At 36.7% G+C, this 19573-nt stretch carries 20 protein-coding genes and 1 pseudogene; 19 read left to right on the top strand and 2 right to left on the bottom strand.

Going from position 1 to position 19573, the window contains the following annotated elements; translation table 11 throughout:
* Nucleotides 1-4: 4 nt before the first annotated feature.
* A complete protein-coding gene (locus NDN11_RS08420) occupies nt 5-1090 on the top strand; it encodes a YheT family hydrolase (protein WP_251111370.1) in 1086 nt (361 codons plus the stop codon).
* Nucleotides 1091-1148: 58 nt separating this feature from the next.
* Here NDN11_RS08420 and NDN11_RS08425 read toward each other — a convergent pair whose 3' ends face one another.
* Nucleotides 1149-1616: an internalin gene (locus NDN11_RS08425; protein WP_251111371.1), complete on the bottom strand. Its 468-nt coding sequence runs from the start codon at nt 1614-1616 to the stop codon at nt 1149-1151.
* Between the two features lie 370 nt (nt 1617-1986).
* Between NDN11_RS08425 and pyrG the strand changes: the two genes are divergently transcribed.
* The 12 genes and pseudogenes from pyrG (at nt 1987) to NDN11_RS08485 (ending at nt 13122) form a co-directional block, all read left to right on the top strand.
* Nucleotides 1987-3618 (top strand): CTP synthase, encoded by a 1632-nt coding sequence (gene pyrG, locus NDN11_RS08430; RefSeq protein WP_005212573.1) that lies wholly within the window; start codon nt 1987-1989, stop codon nt 3616-3618.
* A gap of 33 nt (nt 3619-3651) precedes the next feature.
* On the top strand, nt 3652-4509 hold the full coding sequence (kdsA, locus tag NDN11_RS08435; protein WP_005153309.1) for a 3-deoxy-8-phosphooctulonate synthase: 858 nt from the start codon (nt 3652-3654) through the stop codon (nt 4507-4509).
* A gap of 45 nt (nt 4510-4554) precedes the next feature.
* Entirely contained in the window at nt 4555-5844 is a 1290-nt protein-coding gene (gene eno / locus NDN11_RS08440) for a phosphopyruvate hydratase (protein WP_251111372.1), read from the top strand.
* 126 nt (nt 5845-5970) lie between these two features.
* The gene (gene ftsB, locus NDN11_RS08445; protein WP_005241728.1) at nt 5971-6342 is read left to right on the top strand and encodes a cell division protein FtsB; all 372 of its coding nucleotides are present in this window, start codon (nt 5971-5973) and stop codon (nt 6340-6342) included.
* Entirely contained in the window at nt 6326-7030 is a 705-nt protein-coding gene (ispD, locus tag NDN11_RS08450; protein WP_251111373.1) for a 2-C-methyl-D-erythritol 4-phosphate cytidylyltransferase, read from the top strand. The genes ftsB and ispD overlap by 17 nt, the downstream gene beginning before the upstream one ends.
* Nucleotides 7031-7177: 147 nt before the next feature.
* Nucleotides 7178-7654 carry a DUF6438 domain-containing protein gene (locus NDN11_RS08455; RefSeq protein WP_167246888.1) on the top strand — a complete coding sequence of 159 codons (477 nt, stop codon included), beginning with the start codon at nt 7178-7180 and terminating at the stop codon, nt 7652-7654.
* A gap of 78 nt (nt 7655-7732) precedes the next feature.
* Nucleotides 7733-7987 (top strand): hypothetical protein, encoded by a 255-nt coding sequence (locus NDN11_RS08460; RefSeq protein ID WP_167246890.1) that lies wholly within the window; start codon nt 7733-7735, stop codon nt 7985-7987.
* A gap of 4 nt (nt 7988-7991) precedes the next feature.
* A pseudogene (locus NDN11_RS08465) lies at nt 7992-8743 on the top strand (ATPase).
* A gap of 198 nt (nt 8744-8941) precedes the next feature.
* Nucleotides 8942-9367 (top strand): YeeE/YedE family protein, encoded by a 426-nt coding sequence (locus NDN11_RS08470; protein WP_251111374.1) that lies wholly within the window; start codon nt 8942-8944, stop codon nt 9365-9367.
* Nucleotides 9364-9774 (top strand): DUF6691 family protein, encoded by a 411-nt coding sequence (locus NDN11_RS08475; protein ID WP_251111375.1) that lies wholly within the window; start codon nt 9364-9366, stop codon nt 9772-9774. The genes NDN11_RS08470 and NDN11_RS08475 overlap by 4 nt, the downstream gene beginning before the upstream one ends.
* 10 nt (nt 9775-9784) lie before the next feature.
* A complete protein-coding gene (locus tag NDN11_RS08480; RefSeq protein ID WP_251111376.1) occupies nt 9785-10660 on the top strand; it encodes an MBL fold metallo-hydrolase in 876 nt (291 codons plus the stop codon).
* Nucleotides 10661-10791: 131 nt separating this feature from the next.
* On the top strand, nt 10792-13122 hold the full coding sequence (locus NDN11_RS08485) for a TonB-dependent receptor (protein WP_251111377.1): 2331 nt from the start codon (nt 10792-10794) through the stop codon (nt 13120-13122).
* A 68-nt stretch (nt 13123-13190) separates the two neighbouring features.
* Here NDN11_RS08485 and NDN11_RS08490 read toward each other — a convergent pair whose 3' ends face one another.
* The gene (locus tag NDN11_RS08490; RefSeq protein ID WP_251111378.1) at nt 13191-13685 is read right to left on the bottom strand and encodes a DUF2867 domain-containing protein; all 495 of its coding nucleotides are present in this window, start codon (nt 13683-13685) and stop codon (nt 13191-13193) included.
* A 316-nt stretch (nt 13686-14001) separates the two neighbouring features.
* Between NDN11_RS08490 and NDN11_RS08495 the strand changes: the two genes are divergently transcribed.
* The 6 genes from NDN11_RS08495 to NDN11_RS08520 all read left to right on the top strand — a co-directional run bounded on the left by NDN11_RS08495 (nt 14002) and on the right by NDN11_RS08520 (nt 19067).
* Nucleotides 14002-15093 carry an LLM class flavin-dependent oxidoreductase gene (locus NDN11_RS08495; protein ID WP_251111379.1) on the top strand — a complete coding sequence of 364 codons (1092 nt, stop codon included), beginning with the start codon at nt 14002-14004 and terminating at the stop codon, nt 15091-15093.
* Between the two features lie 161 nt (nt 15094-15254).
* A complete protein-coding gene (locus NDN11_RS08500; protein ID WP_251111380.1) occupies nt 15255-15515 on the top strand; it encodes a hypothetical protein in 261 nt (86 codons plus the stop codon).
* Between the two features lie 74 nt (nt 15516-15589).
* On the top strand, nt 15590-16387 hold the full coding sequence (locus tag NDN11_RS08505) for a class I SAM-dependent methyltransferase (RefSeq protein WP_251111381.1): 798 nt from the start codon (nt 15590-15592) through the stop codon (nt 16385-16387).
* 164 nt (nt 16388-16551) lie between these two features.
* Complete coding sequence (locus NDN11_RS08510) at nt 16552-17373, top strand: AraC family transcriptional regulator (protein ID WP_251111382.1); 822 nt, start codon at nt 16552-16554, stop codon at nt 17371-17373.
* Nucleotides 17374-17443: 70 nt separating this feature from the next.
* Nucleotides 17444-18067 carry a LysE family translocator gene (locus NDN11_RS08515; RefSeq protein WP_251111383.1) on the top strand — a complete coding sequence of 208 codons (624 nt, stop codon included), beginning with the start codon at nt 17444-17446 and terminating at the stop codon, nt 18065-18067.
* A 538-nt stretch (nt 18068-18605) separates the two neighbouring features.
* The gene (locus NDN11_RS08520; protein ID WP_251111384.1) at nt 18606-19067 is read left to right on the top strand and encodes a hypothetical protein; all 462 of its coding nucleotides are present in this window, start codon (nt 18606-18608) and stop codon (nt 19065-19067) included.
* Nucleotides 19068-19573 lie beyond the last annotated feature (506 nt).

The following is a 19573-nucleotide window of genomic DNA, read 5'->3' on the forward strand; positions in this document are numbered from 1 at the left end:
GAATATGGGTATATCTGCTTTAGATAAAATCAAAGTGTTAGGCTCAGAGCTCCTTGATTCAGTACTCGGTGCTGAGCAACCCAAAATGTACTATGATCCGAAAGGGAAAATTAAAGATGTTTTGGAAAAATTACCACAGTTAAAGCAAAAATATCGTCCTACACCTTGGCTGAGTAACACGCATATCCATCTGTTATATTTTGATGTGATTCGTAAGAAAACCATTAAACTTGAATATGACCGTGTTGATCGTTTGATCATGTCGGATGGAGGGATTACTGCCGTTGCGTGGTATGGATATGACCTACCTGCAGAAACACCAACTGTTGTGATTATGCATACCATTACAGGGACACCTGAAAGTATGCGTGAACTGGTCAAAGATTTGCATGACTATAATGGTTGGAGAATTGCACTGTGTCTGCGTCGTGGTCATGCAGGATTGCCAATGCCAGTGCCCCGTATTTCACTTTTTGGTTCAACCAGTGACCTGAAAGAACAGCTTGCGCATATTCAAAACCTGTTTCCAAAATCCGATCTATATGCAGTAGGCTCTTCCGCAGGAACTGGTTTATTGGTGCGATATTTGGGTGAAGAAGGAGAAAATACGCCATTCAAAGCTGCTTTTGCGATGTGCCCAGGTTATAACACTGAAATCGGTTTTAAAAATGTGCATCCTTTTTATAGCAAAATGATGACCAAGAAGTTATTTAAATACTTCATTTATCCTTATCAGAATACATGGGATCAAATTGCATCTGTAGAAAAAGTACTGACGACCACAAGCTTAGAAGAGTTTGAAAAAGAATATTTTGAAATGGCAGGATTTCAGGATTATCAGAGTTATTGCCAAGCCATTAATCCCATTTACGTATTTGAGAATGTTAAAATTCCATTGATGATTCTCAATGCAGAAGATGACCCTGTTTGCTCAATTAAAAACTTGGAACCCTATAAAGATCAGATCCAGCAAATGGACAACATTGCAGTTGTGACGACTAAAAAGGGAAGTCATTGTGGTTTTTATGAAAGTTTAACAGTGAAGTCTTGGGCCTCCCGTTTGATGGCAGACTTTTTTAAAAATTACTAATCTATAGACATAAAAAAGCCAGTTGAAAGCAACTGGCTTTTTACTATTCACAAATGAATTAGTTATTTAAAGCTGGTGTTGCGGCAGCGATTGCAGCAGCGACAGCATCATCTTCACTTTGAGCAGGTGCTGATGGTTTTGCAGCTTTCACAGGTTGTTCTGCTTTAGGTTGTTCAGTCTTTGCTGGTTTCTGTTCAGCTTTTACAGGTTTTTGCTCTTCTGCGCGTGGAGCTTCAGTTGCCGCAGGTGTTTCTGTTTGAGCTGGATGGGTCTCACGACGAATCTCTGTAGTCGTATTTGGTGTTTCTTCACGCGTTGTTTCTACAACAGGCGCTGGAGCTTCATGTTTATCAACACTTTCTAAAGACTCGAACTCTTGGATTTTTTCAGGCTCAGGCTGGGTTTGAGTCTCAGTTGCTGTCTGCTCTTGCTGCTCTTCGTTTTTTGGTTCTTCTTTTTTCACACAAGCAGTTAATAAAAGACCAGTCGCAAGTGCTGCACAAATTAAAAGTTTTTTATTCGCCATTGCTAAAACAACATATTAAAAAAGGACAGTCGCAATTATAACAGTAAATCTATGTGAAGAAATCACTACGCTTTGTAGAGTTTGTTGATATTTTATAAATGCTTGCAATTAAACAGACGAATAGCAAAGAATTTAAAAGTGAAGAATGCAAGATTTTAGATATCGCTTTAAGTGAATTTTACCTCTTAAACGTAATTTATGGATGAAAAGTCCACAAATCCCTTAAATTTTTATCGAAAATGCTGATAGAATAGCCAGTTGTTTATAGTTCTTTGAATTGATGCGGTTTGACTTTGCTTTATAGGGGCAGAGTACAGTAAAATTGCCCAACATTGTAGGCCGATTTCGGCTCGATTGTACGAGAAACTCAATGACCCATTTTATTTTTGTCACTGGTGGTGTGGTTTCATCACTAGGTAAAGGTATTTCTGCTGCTTCTGTTGCTGCACTTTTGGAAGCTCGTGGCTTAAAAGTCACTATGGTAAAAATGGATCCATACATTAATGTCGATCCAGGTACCATGAGCCCATTTCAGCACGGTGAAGTTTTCGTCACAGAGGATGGTGCTGAAACTGACTTAGATTTGGGATATTACGAACGTTTCTTACGTCGTGCGAAAATGACCAAACTGAATAACTTTACCAGTGGTCGCGTATATCAAGACGTTTTAAATAAAGAACGTCGTGGTGACTACCTAGGTGGTACGGTTCAAGTTATTCCACATATTACAGACAACATTAAAGAACGTGTACTTCGCGCAGGTGAAGGTTATGACGTTGCAATCGTTGAAATTGGTGGTACGGTTGGTGATATCGAATCACTTCCATTCATGGAATCAGTACGTCAGTTGATGGTAGAGCTTGGTCATAAACGTACCATGCTCATGCATTTAACTTTGTTACCATATATCAAATCTGCGGCTGAGCTCAAAACCAAGCCAACTCAACATTCTGTGAAAGAACTTCTTTCAATTGGTATTCAGCCAGATATCTTGATCTGCCGTACTGAATATGATGTTGATGTTGATACTAAACGTAAAATTGCATTGTTCACGAATGTGGAAGCGCGTGCCGTTGTGGTATGTAAAGATGCGAAGACGATATATCAAATTCCGCGTACGTTCTACGAGCAAAACGTTGATGACTTGATCTGTGAGCGTTTTGGCTTTAATGATCTTCCAGAAGCAAATCTTGAAGATTGGGACAACGTTGTTGAAGCATTACTAAACCCTGAATACACAGTTCGTGTTGCAATGGTGGGTAAATATGTAGAACTTCCAGATGCTTATAAATCTGTGAATGAAGCACTTTTACATGCAGGTATCCAGAACCGTGTCAAAGTTCAGATTGATTATGTCAATGCTGAAGAGCTTGAACAGCAAGATATTAGCGTTTTAAGTACTGCTGATGCGATCTTAGTTCCAGGTGGTTTTGGTGAGCGCGGTACTGAAGGCAAAATGAAAGCCATTCAATATGCACGTGAAAACAAGATTCCATTCCTTGGTATTTGTTTAGGCATGCAGTTGGCGGTAATTGAATATGCGCGTAATGTTGCTGCAATGCCTGAAGCGAGTTCAACAGAGTTTAACCGTTCAACGAAATATCCATTGATTGGTTTAATTACTGAATGGTTGGATGAGCGTGGTGAGTTACAACAGCGTAGTTTAGAGTCTGATTTGGGTGGCACAATGCGTTTAGGTGCGCAAAAGTCTGAGCTCGTTGAAGGTACAAAGACGCGTGAAGTTTATGGTAAAGCTGAAATTACAGAACGCCATCGCCATCGCTACGAAATGAACGATCGTTTTATTCCAGCACTTGAAGAAGCTGGTATGAAGATTTCAGGTTATTCATCAGTACAACATTTAGTTGAAACTGTAGAAATCCCTGAACATCCTTGGTTTATTGCTGTACAATTCCACCCAGAATTTACAAGTTCACCACGTGATGGACACCCATTATTTGCTAGTTTTATCGGGGCTGCTAAAAATCAGCACCAAAAGTAAGTACTGAGTTTTAAATAAACTGGGAAAGTTTAAATGTCACAATTAAAACCACAAGAAGTTGTACGTTTAGGCGATATACAAATGGCAAATCATTTGCCATTTGTATTATTTGGCGGAATGAACGTATTAGAGTCAAAAGATTTAGCATTTGAAATTGCTGAAACTTATGTTGATATTTGCAAGCGCTTAGATATTCCTTATGTATTTAAGGCGAGCTTTGATAAAGCAAACCGTTCAAGTCTGAACTCTTACCGTGGACCAGGTTTGGAAAAAGGGATTGAATGGCTTGCTGACATTAAAAAGCATTTTAATGTGCCCATTATCACTGACGTTCATGAGCCTTACCAAGCAGCGCCTGTTGCTGAAGTTGCCGATATTATTCAACTTCCTGCCTTTTTAAGTCGTCAGACTGATCTCGTTGAAGCAATGGCCAAAACTCAAGCCATTATCAATATCAAAAAAGCACAATTCTTAGCACCACATGAAATGCGTCATATCTTGCATAAGTGTTTGGAAGCTGGAAATGACAAACTCATTCTTTGTGAACGTGGTTCAGCATTTGGTTATAACAACTTGGTTGTTGATATGCTTGGCTTCGATACCATGAAAGAAATGAATGTGCCTGTATTCTTTGATGTCACCCATGCATTGCAAACACCAGGCGGACGTGCTGATTCTGCTGGCGGTCGTCGCGCCCAAATCACCACTTTAGCGCGTGCAGGTATGGCAACAGGATTGGCTGGTTTATTCTTGGAAGCACATCCTGAGCCAGAAATCGCAAAATGTGATGGACCATGTGCATTGCGTTTATCTCAGCTTGAGCCATTCTTGGCGCAATTAAAAGAATTGGATACTTTAGTTAAAGGATTCAAAAAGTTAGACACCCACTGATGCAATAACTTGCATCTTGTTTTTCATTCAACAGAGGAATTGTTCATGAGCCAAATCGTTGACATCCGTGCACGTGAAATTTTGGACTCTCGTGGTAACCCAACCATCGAAGCAGACGTTATTTTAGAATCTGGGGTTGTTGGTCGTGCATGTGCACCATCTGGTGCTTCAACTGGTTCTCGTGAAGCTTTAGAACTTCGTGATGGCGATAAAGCACGTTATTTGGGTAAAGGCGTTAAAACTGCGGTTAATAACGTAAATACCATTATCCGTGACGCTTTAGTGGGCAAATCAGTATTTGAACAAAAAGACATCGATAATACGATGATCGAACTTGATGGTACTGAAAACAAAGAAAAATTAGGTGCTAACGCAACTTTAGCTGTTTCATTGGCTGCTGCTCGCGCTGCTGCAGATGAAAAGAAAATTCCTCTTTTCCAATATATCGCAGATCTTCGTGGTCAAACGACTTTGACGATGCCTGTACCAATGATGAACATCATCAATGGTGGTTCGCATGCAGACAACAATGTTGATATTCAAGAGTTCATGATTGAGCCTGTAGGCTTCACATCATTTGCTGAAGCATTACGCGCAGGCGCTGAAATCTTCCATTCTCTAAAATCAGTTTTAAACAAGAAAGGTTTGAATACTGCTGTGGGTGATGAAGGTGGTTTTGCACCAAACTTGCGTTCAAACGAAGAAGCAATTCAAGTTATTCTTGAAGCAATTGGTCAAACTGGTTACAAAGCTGGTTCTGATATTATGCTGGCACTTGACTGCGCATCTTCAGAATTCTACAAAAATGGTCAATATGTTCTTGCTGGTGAAGGCAATAAAGCATTCACAAGCAACCAGTTCTCTGACTATTTAGCAGGTCTTGTAAACCAATACCCAATCATTTCGATTGAAGATGGCCTCGATGAATCTGACTGGGAAGGTTGGAGCTACTTGACATCAATCCTTGGTGACAAAATCCAATTGGTTGGTGACGATTTATTCGTAACTAATCCTAAGATTTTACAACGTGGTATTAATGAGAAAGTCGGTAACTCTATTCTGATTAAATATAACCAGATTGGTACATTGACTGAAACTCTAGATGCAATCTACCTTGCGAAAGCAAATGGTTATAGCACTGTAATCTCACACCGTTCAGGTGAAACTGAAGATTCAACGATTGCTGACTTGGCAGTAGGTACCGCAGCGGGTCAAATCAAGACTGGTTCACTTTGCCGTTCTGACCGCGTAGCGAAATACAACCAATTACTTCGTATCGAAGAGTTAACGAATGCAGCTTACCGCGGTAAAGCTGAATTCAAAGGTCTAAAATAAGGTCAATTTATCTATGTTGAATACTTCTGATCATCATTCTTTACAAAAGAGAGAAACTCTGAAAATTCATAATCATATAGAATTTGCAGATGATCTTCCTTGTAAGAAGGATGTAGGGAATTTTTCATGATAGAGATGTTTCGATCGACCTCGAGTAAATTGATTCTAGTGCTTGTTATCGCTTTGGTGGCAAGCTTACAGTATCAATTTTGGCTAGGTGAGGGTGGTTATTTTCCTCACCAAGCTTTAACTCAGCAAATTAAGCAGCAGGCAGAAATTAATACTGAACTCAAAGAGCGAAATCGTATTTTAGCGGCTGAAGTTTTTGACTTAAAAAATGGCAGCGAAGCCATTGAAGAACATGCACGTTTAGATTTAGGTTTGATTAAACCGAATGAAACCTTTGTGCAAATGAGTACCATTAGTACCCATTACAAACCAATTTATATCGATCCAAACGCAAAAGAAGACACTGCAACCAATGAAAACCCAGACTAAGCTGTGGGCGGTTGTACCAGCAGCAGGTTCGGGCAGTCGTTTTTCAAAAACTGAATTAAAACAATACCAATATATTCAAGATCGTACTGTACTTGAACACACGGTTAATCGACTGAATACCTTGGATTTGGCCGGCTGTGTACTTGCCATTGGTGCACAAGATAATTTTGCTAAAACACTTCCTTTTCAGCAAAAAAATAAGCTCCATTTTTGTTTGGGTGGCGCAGAGCGAGTACATTCTGTTTTAAACGCCTTGATCTATTTATCTGATATTGCACATGAAGATGATTGGGTATTAGTCCATGACGCTGCACGGCCATGTGTCACAGTAAATTGTCTAACAAGCTTGGTTGAGTCTGCCCAGCATTCAAATCAAAGTGCAATTTTAGCGATCCCTGTGCGTGATACGCTTAAACATGTCGTAAGCCAAAACCAGATTGAGAAAACTGTAAGCCGTGAATTTTTGTGGCAGGCACAGACACCACAAATGGCCAAATTGGGCATTCTTAAGAATGCGATTAAAACAGCACTGGCAGAGCAAGTTACAATTACAGATGAAGCAAGTGCTTTAGAACATATAAATGAACCTGTGCAAGTGGTGCAAGGGCGTTCAGACAATATCAAGATTACCTATGCAGATGATTTAGAGCTTGCTAGATTAATTCTGCAATCCCAAAGCCATTCTTAATTTTCTTTAATTCATGTCTTTTTTTTCGGTTATTGCAAAATAGCCTAAGTAGATTTAGATGAAATTTCTTATTTTTACACCATTCTAAATGACAAAATTTCTACTATTTGTTAAATTTGAATAACATACTTTATAACGGATCAATAAATGAAAAAATTATTAATAGCGGGCCTTTTTACTTTTTCTTTAGTTGGCTGCGCAACAACACCTCAACAACCTCAGGATACTGCTCAAGAAACAATTCGCTATTCATCTAGTCCATGTTTTGGTGCATGCCCGATCTATTCTGTTGAGATTACACCTGAAGGTGCTGTCCATTTTGATGGCAAACAGTACACAAAGGTGACAGGTACTCAAGATTTAACAGTTGATCCTTCTGTTTATAAGAAATTGCAACAAGAGTTGAAAACCTATCGTCCTGCAACGGGTGCAAATGTAAAAACAACGGGTTGTCAAGAAACAGCAACAGACCAACCAAGTGCTTATTTCTCTTGGAAAAAACCTGATGGTACTGTAACAAAACTCAGCCATTACACAGGTTGTATTTCACCAGCAAATACGGAGTTGAATAAAGTAATTGATAAACTACCAAAATTGATTGGTATTGAAGATCTCGTTCGTTAAATGCATTGCTGCAAAAATAGACAAAATTAGCATTTATGCTAGTATAGGTATAAGCGCAATCTGGTGGAGGAGTCTGTTATGACAGCTTTTACAATCATGAAAATGAGTACGCAAGAGGAAAGTCTTCTTCCTAAGCTTGCTGTAGAAGCATTCCGTAATGCGTTTAAAGAGGCAAGTGAATCCTCTACGGTGGTATATGCCAAAGGTCATCAACTGTTAAAGCAGCATCCAACTGGTGAAACCGAAGTGATCAAGGATATATCAGGTGCTTATACCGCTATTGAAGCATCGCGTGTTCTATTGAAACGTAAGAAAAAGCAGGCTGTTGTATAAGTTAATGCGACAGTCTACGCCCAGAGTACGCATGTTTGCAGGTCCAAACGGTTCTGGTAAAAGTACGATTAAAGAATATTTATTGCCCCGACATATTGGGGCATATTTAAATGCAGATGAACTCGAAAAAACCTTAAATCAAACTCATACTTTGGACTTAAAGATTTATCATGAGTCTTTAGATGCCCTAAAGTTGATTACTTTTTTAAAAACCAAAAAGAAAAACGTAATCAAAAAATCTGTAATTTATTAAGCCAAGAACCTAAATTGCTCGGTGAGCATCATATTCTTTTTGCTATTCACGATATTGATTCATATCTTGCTGCCAGAATCATCGATTTTATCCGTTTAGAGTTTCTAAGTTTAAAAATTAGTTTTACCTTTGAAACTGTCATGTCACATATCAGCAAAGTTGAGTTCCTGAGAATGGCTCAGGAGCAAGGGTTTAAAACTTATCTGTATTATGTTTCAACGATTGACCCTGAAATCAATATTGCGCGAGTACGGTATCGGGTAAGTACAGGTGGACATGCTGTACCAGAACCCAAAATTCGTGATCGTTATTACCGCAGCATGAACTTACTGATGCAAGCCATTGAGATGAGCGATCGAGCTTTTATATTTGATAATTCTTCGAATGGTGAAAAAGCAGCTTTTTTAGCGGAGGTTGAACAGGCAAATCGACTAAGAATCAATCCTATCGTGACCGTATTTCCTGTTTGGTTTGCAGAAAGAGTACTTTCTGAGTTCGAATAGTTGGTCTATTTAAGAAATACGATGCTTATTCATAGCTTGTTTTTATGCTCCAGCTTAAAATTAAGTGACTTAATTTTAGAAAGTATTTACTAATTTATGTCATTTTTTCGTAAAAAGAAGCGATTAAGCATTAAAATTAGAATCACTTATTATTTAAAATAATATATTATAAAAATATATATTGTTTGTGAGAGAAATATGACTAGCATTATTCTAGCTTTGATTGGTGGTGCACTGATTGGATTTGCTGCAGCTGGCTATCTGTATGTTAATGGACGTATTGCTGGTGTGAGTGGATTGATTGCACAACTATTACAGCCCAAAATTTTTTTCAAAAGTTCAGCTTTTTGGTTTCTTTTAGGTCTAATCATTACACCTTTCATTTATCAAATTTTTGTACAACCTGAAATTATAATGCAGTCATCACCATTGACTTTGATCATTGCTGGGCTATTAGTAGGATTTGGGACACGTTTAGGTTCGGGTTGTACTAGTGGACATGGGATCTGCGGAATCAGCCGTTTATCGCTACGTTCTATGGTTGCCACAATCACATTTATGTTCGCTGGCTTTGTGACAGTATATGTAATACGTCATCTTCTAGTTCTAGGGGCGGCATCATGAAAAATTTATTTGCATTTATCTTTGGCAGTATATTTGCATTGGGTTTATTGGTTTCAGGAATGTCAAATCCAGAAAAAGTATTAAGCTTTCTAGATGTTTTTGGCGCATGGGACATTAGTTTGATGTTTGTAATGGTTGGTGCAATCGCGATTGCATTTATTCCATTTCAGAAAGCCTTACGCAATCCGAAAACATTATCAGGAGAGCCGATTGCTTTACCAAACAATAATCAAATTGATAAGAAGTTGATTACAGGTGCGATATTATTTGGTGTTGGTTGGGGAATTGCAGGCATTTGCCCAGCACCCGCATTGACTTTGATCGGACTAGGCTATTTTGAGGTTTGGTATTTTATAGCAGCAATGCTGCTCGGCATGTTGATTCATCGTGTTTGGGCCAAACAGTAGGAGAAGTGTAGTGCAACAGCCAATCATCAAAGCTTTCTTCGACGAAAACAGCAATACCTTTAGCTATGTCGTGCATGATCCTGAAACAAAGCATTGTGCCGTTATCGACAGTGTGTTGGATTATGATGCTGCTTCGGCTTCAACATCCACACAGCATGCAGATGAGATCATTGCCTACATTGAATCTCAAGCATTCATGGTTGAATGGATACTTGAAACCCATGTTCATGCAGATCATTTAACGGCATCACAATATTTGAAATCCAAGCTTGGTGGCAAAATTGCCATCAGCGAGAAAATTTCGATTGTTCAGGAAACCTTTAGTGCAATCTATCATCTGGATATGAAGTATTTTAATACACATCAAGTGTTTGATTATCTATTTAAGGACAATGAAAATTTTCGTATCGGCAACCTAGAGGCATATAACATACCAACACCAGGACATACGCCAGCGTGCTTAAGTTATGTGATTGGTGATGTTGTTTTTATTGGTGATACCTTATTTATGCCAGATTATGGAACGGCGCGTTGTGATTTCCCCAAAGGCAGTGCGAATATCTTATTTGACTCCGTGCAAAAGCTGTATCAGCTAGCAGAACATACACGCGTATTTTTATGTCACGACTATAAACCAGAAGGTCGTGATACATATATTTATGAAACAGATATTCGAGCACAGAAACAAAGCAATATTCACTTAAATGCAAAAACGCTCAAGCATGATTTTGTACAAATGCGCGAAGCACGTGATGTGACTTTATCGATGCCTAAGCTTATTCTACCTGCCATTCAAATCAATATGGATGCAGGTCGATTGCCAGAACCTGAGTCTAATGGAATCCGCTACTTAAAGTTACCTCTGAATTACTTTAATCAACCATAAAATACCTAATTGCTCAAACGGATTTGAGCGATGCTTTTCATGCACATTAAGAATGAAAAATGAAGCTTAGGTTTTATTTGAACATTCAATTGTTATGTTATAACATAACAATTGAAAATAAGGAGTTCAATGTGCGTTACAAAGCCCTGGCAATAGCCATTCTATTTATTCATCATCAAGCATCTGCAAATGAGCAGGATAGGCCTGTCATTTTGCCAAATATTAGTTTAAAAGCAGAAACTGATCTTTCAATCGGGAACAATATCGTTGTAGAGAATCGCAATGCTCAAAATCAAACTTTAGGAGATGCACTTAAGCAGGTGTCAGGCGTGCAAAGTAGTGCCTTTGGTCCGAACTCTGGCGCACCCATCATCCGCAGCTTAAGTGGTAATCGAGTACAAATTCTGGAGGATGGACTCTCTGCTTATGGCATGAATGCAATCAGTGGTAATATTACAATTCCTTTTGATCCTTTATTTAACCATTCTATTCTTGTCAATAAATCTTCGGATAGTGTGCGATACGGTGGAAATGCAATTGGTGGCAGTGTAAATGTAGAGAATGACTTGATTAGCAAAGAAATGCCCAAGAAAGATCATAATTTAGAGCTTGCTGTGCGAAAAGGTTGGAATAATGCAGATGCGCATGGTTTTAAACTGAATTTAAATAATCAAAGCAACTTTTCAACCAACTTCTTATTTTCAAAACAAGACATTTCTTCTTATAAAATTCCGGGATATAGTAAAGCCGGACTGTGTAATAGTGCAGTTTTCCCCGTAACGGGTGGTGTAAATCCAGCATTGGCAGATGCTTGTCAAAAAGATACGCGCATAGAGCGGATTTATAATACTGCTTCACAAAAATATATTGACCAGTTTATGACTGAAAATCCAGATTGGGCAGATGGGAAGTTTTCATTTTATACCGATAAACCCTCATCAGTTTGGAGTGGTAAGACTTATATCAATCCAGTAAATCCTGAATATATTGCTGATACACCCAAGATTAAAGAAAATAGAATTAATAACGATGTGACACCAAATTACAATCAAAAGCTAGGCAATAGCTATTTGGAAAATCAGCATTATGCGATCGGCAGTACTTATTTTCTGGAAAATGGCTATATTGGCTTGAGCGCAGATTCTCAGAAAAATGCATACGGTGTACCGGGCTTTTCTTTAGAAAATAAGTCGTTTCAATCGTCTTATGATGATGGTCTACCTGTAGGAATAAAGACGGATCAACGCAAATATACATTGGATAGTCAATATAATTTTGATACACCATTTTTGAAGGGAATCGATTTTAAAGCGAATCAAGTGATCAATCGTTCAGGTGAGTATTTTGGTACGCAACTTGCGAATGATTACCGCTTTGATACCAAACAAGCTGAGATACTCTTCAGGCATCAACCTTTGCCGTACTTAAATGGTTTACTTGGACTGAGTCAGAGTAATCGAAGCATCGAAGGACAGGGCAAGTTACGCTATCTTCCTAATGTAAAAACCAAAACACAAGCGATTTTTATCCAAGAAAAAATTGACCTAAATCGTGTGTCTTTCGATGCAGGCTATCGTCAAGAAAGTATTGATCACACAATCAAAGACAGTGACTTCAAAGTATCTCGCAACTCACCGAATAGCAAGTTGCAAGATACCAATTTCGATTTAGAAAGCTATAGCTTCGGTTCATATCTTAGAATGAATGACTATCTAGGTATGAAACTTAGATATGCGGTATCGAAACGTGCACCAGAGCTGAATGAGCTTTATGCGAGTGGCAACCATTATTCAATTATGATTAATGAGCAAGGTAATCAAAAGTTAGAGCCTGAAACATCTAAAAATACAGAGCTGACTGGTTTATTCAATTATCAAGATTTTAATCTTGAAGCCACTGTATATAAGATGAAATTTGAAAATTATCTCTATCTCACTCATTCTGGAATGCAAACAGCGAATCGCTTACCACTCAAATACTGGACTCAAACAGATACTGAAATTACAGGTTTTGAAGTTGACCTCAAACAGAAAATTAATACGCAGCAATTTGGCACGTTTACGCTTGGCGCATTTGCTGATTTTGTGAAGAATAAAAATATCAATCCGAGTTCATCAAGTTTGCATAATGATGGCAATTATTTACCGAACATGCCAACAAGCCGTTATGGTGCAAGCGTAGAGTGGAGTAACAGAGATTGGGCTGCACGCCTATCAAGTATTTATTATGATAAACCTAAATATTTAGGGAAGAATGTTTCGGAGGAAAAGCCTTTACCAGCATTCAATATGGTCGATATGCAGATCAGTAAGCATCTAAAATTCAAGAATTCTGATATTGACGTGTTCCTAAATGGCTCAAATCTGCTGAATGAGGAAGCGAGACCGCATAATTCTCCTTTGAAATATATTGCACCATTGCCAGGGCGAGGTTTTCAAGTTGGGATTAATATGAAGATCTAGTTTTATCAATCTTATTTAAAATTACCCACTGGAAGTAATGCTCAATAAGCGCTTTCAGTGGTTGCCACTTAAAACGATTGATTTAAATTCTTTAATGAATTTTTGACGATTAAATCATGCACCAAGGAGACAGGAAGCATGTAAATCTTTCCAAAAAGATTGTAAGTGATCACACTGGTTGTGACAGTTAACTCATTCTTTAATTCATCATGTTCTTGAAGTTGTAATGCGACCAATACGCTGAGATGTTTATCTGTAGATTGTAAATATAATTCCTTGTCCGTAATTTTCACCACATCAAAAAAATCCAACTTTTCATTGATCTGAACATTTTCAGGTTTAACCGAATCAAAGCCTTTGATCGGTTGCACACCTCCTAACTTTAAACTTAAAAAATCTCTGATCTTAAAGGCCATGCGTAACCAAAAGGGTGGATGTCCTGTCATTAAATTATAAACTTGTATCACTGTTAGGTTCTTATCGATGTATTGATGTGCTTCATGTAGGTAGTTAAGCGCTGCTAATGGAGCAACCAAAGGATGAAGGTCATTCTGATGTTCCATTGTGCTTATTCCTAGATTTTATAGATATATGAAATATATAGTAATTTATAGATGAATTTCTGGATATTTGTCAATCACATTAACTGACGATTATTTTGAATTTGATTTGATATTCTAATGAAAAATGGATTTTATAATTGATATTTATTTTGCTAAGCTAAGTTATATTTCACATAATTTATAGAAAATTTAACTACAGCAGGGCTGATTTTATAACATAGAGAAATAAGTCCTTACTTTGATAAAACTGGCTTTTTCGGGAAGTAGATTTTGCCATTCCAAATTTTTAACGATTTATATTAAAAAGGAAAAAAACATGTATCAACACAACTTCAATTTATCTGATCACTTTAAATTGGGCATTTTTGCCTCTAATTGTTCTGGCGGTTTAACACCTTCAACTCTAGAGGATGGCTGGGATGCCAGTTGGAGCCAAAATTTAGAATTAGCGCAAATGGCCGATGATGCCGGTATTGATTTTATGTTATCCGCGGCACGTTTTATTGGGCATGGTGGCAAAAAGGATTTTCATGGAACGGTGTTAGAGACCGTAACATGGACATCGGCATTATTGGCAAAAACGAAAAATATTCAGATTTTTGCTACATTGCATACGGTACTGAACCATCCAATTGTAGTCGCAAAACAAATCGCAACCATGGCCCAAGTCAGTGATAATCGTGTTGGTCTAAACATTGTCGCAGGATGGAATAAACCTGAATATGATGCTTTGGGTTTACAGTTGCCTGATGATCATGAAACACGATATGGTTATGCACAAGAGTGGTATGAATTAATTAAAAAAACTTGGCAAAGTAGTGAGCCTTTTGATTGGCAAGGAAAGTTTTTTCAAACCCAAGGTACCTATGGAAAACCAGCTCCTCAAGTTTTTCCACCCATTTTTAATGCGGCTGGTTCAAAAGAAGGACGTGAGTTCGCCATTAAAAATTCAGATTTTTTATTTACACCTGCTGCTGATTTAGCACGCTCAGTTGCAGAAATTAAAGAACTTAAAGATGAAGCCGAAACCTTAGGTCGGAAAATTAAAGTCCTGACCTTTGCTCATGTAATATGCCGTGCTACTGAAGAAGAAGCCAAAGCAGAATGGGATCGACAACTGAATCATGCTGATCATGGTGCTGTTGAACATTTGATGGATACTTTATTTTCATTTTGCAAATCTTTTCCAGCTGATTTACGTGAACAATTACGCCAACGTATTGCGGTAGGTCATGGTGGTTTTCCGTTGGTTGGTACTCCCGAACAAGTTGCTGAAGGGTTAATACGGTTAGATGAAACAGGTTTTTCAGGTAGCACCTTATCTTTTCTCAATTACACCCAAGAATTTCCATATTTCAGGGATCATGTTTTACCGATTTTAAAAGATAGAGGCTTACTGCAAGCCTAGGCTGATGAGGTTTGTGATGATCTTTAGATGTGTCAAAGATCATCACAGTTTGTTGTGAGTCTTTGATTTAGATAAAAAGGATTAAAAACATGAATTTTGAGTGGGTGTTTTAATTTTTTATGCTATAAAAATAGCTCAATAATTAAACTTGAGAATAATAAATGTCTGAACAGAAATATCATTGGTACTTAATTGCTTATACATTTAATGATAAGAGTATTAATGGCAATACAAGAAATTTTAGTATTCAGTTGCCTTTAGAAACATATCTACCGCCAGTTTCAAAGTCAAAGCTTAATGAGTTGAATGTCGTCGGCGCTGAGTGGATCCAAAAGAATGATCCCACGGCTCAGCCAGAGAATTTATTTGCGATCTCGATTTGCTATTTAGGTGAAATGACTCAATCACAATTTAATGCTTGAGTTAGATGTAAAAGAAGGCCCTTAAGGGCTTTCTTTATAATTAAAACTAGTTTTAAGTTCTTAAAGGATAAAAGATGAGTGACTATATCAGTATTAATAAGAATGCTTGGAATTTAAAAACAAATGCGCATATCAAAAGCGAGTTTTATGACAATATTTCCTTTCTAAAAGGAAGAAACACGCTAAACCCAATAGAATTGGGTATTTTAGGAAATATTTCAGGAAAATCCATACTACATTTACAATGTCATTTCGGACAAGATTCTATGTCTTTGGCTCAACTTGGTGCTAATGTTACAGCTATAGACTTTTCAGAAGAAGCCATAAAGAAAGCAAAAGAGTTTAACAATGAACTAGGTTTAAATGTAGAGTTTATTTGCTCCAATATTTATGAACTACCTAGTGTTTTAGACAAAAAATATGATTACGTATTTACGAGTTATGGCGTTATAGGATGGTTAGAAAATTTAGACTTATGGGCTAAGGTGATATCCAATTTTTTAAAAATTGGGGGTAAATTTTTAATTGTTGAATTTCATCCCATCATATGGATGTTTGATGATGAAATTAAAAATATAACATATAGCTACTTCAAAAATGACCCTATAAGTGAAACATCTACTGGCTCTTATGCTGATAAATCAGCAGAAATAACCTATCAAGCGATCACATGGAATCATAGCCTGAGTGAAATATTTACAAGTTTAATCAATCATGGAATAAATGTTCTCGAATTCAAAGAATATGATTACTCATCCTATAACTGTTTTAGTAATATGACTAAAGAGAATGAAAAATACAGGATTGAGCATTTTGGCAAAAATTTACCGTTGATGTTCTCAATATTGGGTGAAAAGAATCAAAACATTTAGATTTAAATTACTTAAATATTAATGGTTTATTTCTAAAATGCTTTAGTTGGCTGGAAGGTGTTTTAAAAAATCTAAAGGCTCTTTAATGAAGCTTTTCTTTAAGATCACGTATAATAAATTTCACATTCATTATGAACTGTCTAAATCTTTAAGATTGAGCTGATATGAAAAATTCTGCACGAATACATTGTTTTGATGATCTAGATGGTTTAGAGCTACTTATCGCAGATTTTTCTGACCATGAGTTTGAAAGGCATTGGCATGATACTTGGTCAGTTGGTGTTGTGTTACGCGGGGCTAATAACAATAGTGCTCAGCAAAAAATGGAAGGAATTGTTCAACGTGGTGAAGTCAGCATCATTGCTCCAGGAGAAATCCATGCTGGAACAGTCGTTGGTGAGCAAGGATGTCGCTATTTTATGTTTTATCCAAAGGTGGAGAGTGTATTTAATACTGCTGAAAGTATGGAAATACATTTGCCTCCGAATATTGTAGCTGGTCTAAAACAAACTGTATTTGCAAAAAAACTTTGTGAAGCTGCCACAGTTTTAACAAACACAGACACTGATAAGTTTGAAAGAGAGGTTGTTTGGAGTGATTGTATGGCAGAATTTCTTCACGTATTTTCTTCTATTGGAGTGCAAAACTTTGCAAGTCAAAAGAGTTCAGCATCATCACATTTAATACGAGCAAAAGAATATCTTCATGATTATCAATTTGAAGGGATTAGCCTAGATCGATTAGCACAAGCAGCAGGAATGTCGAAATTCCATTTATGTCGTCAATTTACAGCAAAGTTTGGTTTGTCCCCAAGCCGTTATCAACGGCAACTTAAGCTACAACATGTGAAAAGAATGCTTTCGACAGGTCATGAAATTGCAGAAATTGCAGTTAGCTGTGGCTTTTCTGATCAATCCCATTTAGGAAGAGCATTTAAATCTACTTATGGGACGACTCCTCGTAACTATCGCAACTTTAGCCGCTGAGCAATATCATTCTATCTTGTGGGTTTAAAGATATTGAAAATATGTCCAATTAACGTTTCAAATGATGTTTATGGATATTTCAACACTTTGGCTATTTGCTATTTCTGCGATGATTTTAACGCTTATTCCTGGTCCTGATATGTTGCGTGCATTATCAAATGCAATGAGTCTGGGAGCTAGGGCGGGATTGATCACTGTATTGGGCGCTGTGACTGGAGTGATGTTCCATATCCTATTTGCGATTGCTGGTGTAACGGCTTTAATTTATTCTTCTGCTGTACTGTATAAAAGTTTTATCATTCTTGGTGCACTATACATTTTGTGGGTTGGTTTTAGTCTATTTATAAATAATAATCCACTCAGCATTGATAACAAGAAGTCTAAAAAAAGCTATAAAAATCTTTATTTAGAAGGATTACTTACTAATCTCTTAAATCCAAAAGCTATCATATTTACGCTGGCTTTCATTCCACAGTTCATTCATCTCGAAGCTGGCCGTACTATGTTTCAAATGTTAATACTTGGTATTGAGTTGATCATTGTCATGTTATTAATACAAATTCCAATTGTATTTTTAGCGGGTAAAATTGCCGCCAATGTCAGAGCAGACTCTAAGATCAGTGTTTATATCAACAAGTTTTTTGGAGTCATTATTGTGTTTTTAGGCCTATCGATCTTATTTGTTCGTTTGTAACGATATTGCGCTTATGTAGTTAGACATTCACAAATGTAGCTAAACATGTAGCATAGTGATGATAGTTTGGTACAGCTATAAAATCATCAATCTGTATATGATAAGCATTCTAATATTGTTACATGTTTCACATGAATATTAATTTTTAAGCAATCAGATACAGCTAGGAAATAGAATTTATCACTATCATCTTTTTAGTAGGATTAGCCCTGATCGATCTAAAATTTAAATAACCTTATAGATCACGCCAAATGAAGAATGATGTAGGAAATGACCTATTTAAAGATTTTCTAGGCTCAGCCCATATGGGGTAGTATTTAGATATAACCTAGGGAACAAATTCTAAGTATGAATTTATTCAAGATAAAACAAAGGCTTGATATATGTTCCTATGTGTTTACTGAAGACGAAATCCAAAATCAAAACTAATTGTCTATTGCATAAAGAGTCTAATATAAATTAAACCGCTTAAAGTGTTTTTTTTAATGACTTCGGATTATTCATTTGATAAATTACTTCTATTATAAAGGGGGTTTTTATGACAAAAATTTTAATTGCTTCAATCTTATTAGCTTTCAGTCTTAATGTAACAGCGAATGGCGATTTTAATGCTGATGATGAATTGAAAGAATTAGGGATCGTAGGGCAGGATTTCAAATTTATAGATCTTGATCGAGCTATAGATTTTTTTAATAAGGCAAAAGAAAAGGCGTCAAGTTCACTGACTGATAAATCAAATGAGTTAATAAAGATAACAGCAGCTTCTATGACACCACATTATTCTTCGGTAACATTGAGCCCCACTTTAGACTTATCAGAAGCTGAAGAAAAGGATTTAGCTGACTTCATTAGCACTAAGGAAGGTTTTCAGGTATGGTGTAAAGAGCTTTTCAATTTTAAATACATGGGCGTTAACGACCATAAAGTTGAGGTATTATATAAAAATAAGGTTGGAGAGACTTTAGGTAATATTATCTTGAATAATAAAAATTGTAGATAAATATTATATAGTAAATACTCAAGTTTATTTTTGCTCAAAATTAGATTTCTTCAATTGAAAATTGGAGTTTTAATGATTTATCAAAAATATATGACTGTTCGTTTGTTACTTATATTGATATCACTCGAGTCAATATTCGAATTGATTCATGATAATTTTGGTGCATATATGATTTAAGTGCAAGTCTCAGCTTATACAATTTAGATCAAAGATGCTGATGCTTTGGATACGATTAAATAGAAAAATCAATCCCCTAATTTAAGCATTGAGCTTGCCTTGAAAGTCATTGAAATAGTTGAAGCATTCTTCGAAAAGTAAAAGATAGAATAGAAAAAATAGATAACGTGGCTTCACTTATTCATATCCATGTTTATGAATGATGACAACATGAACATGATTTATTCATAAATGATTAAAATAGTAAAATTTTTTCAGCAGTAGCAAATCAAATTGTATAAAACTGAAAAGTGAATAATTCTAAGTAGTAAAGGTGTATATTAATTCAT

It is taken from the genome of Acinetobacter sp. C26M, assembly GCF_023702675.1.
GTDB lineage: Bacteria > Pseudomonadota > Gammaproteobacteria > Pseudomonadales > Moraxellaceae > Acinetobacter.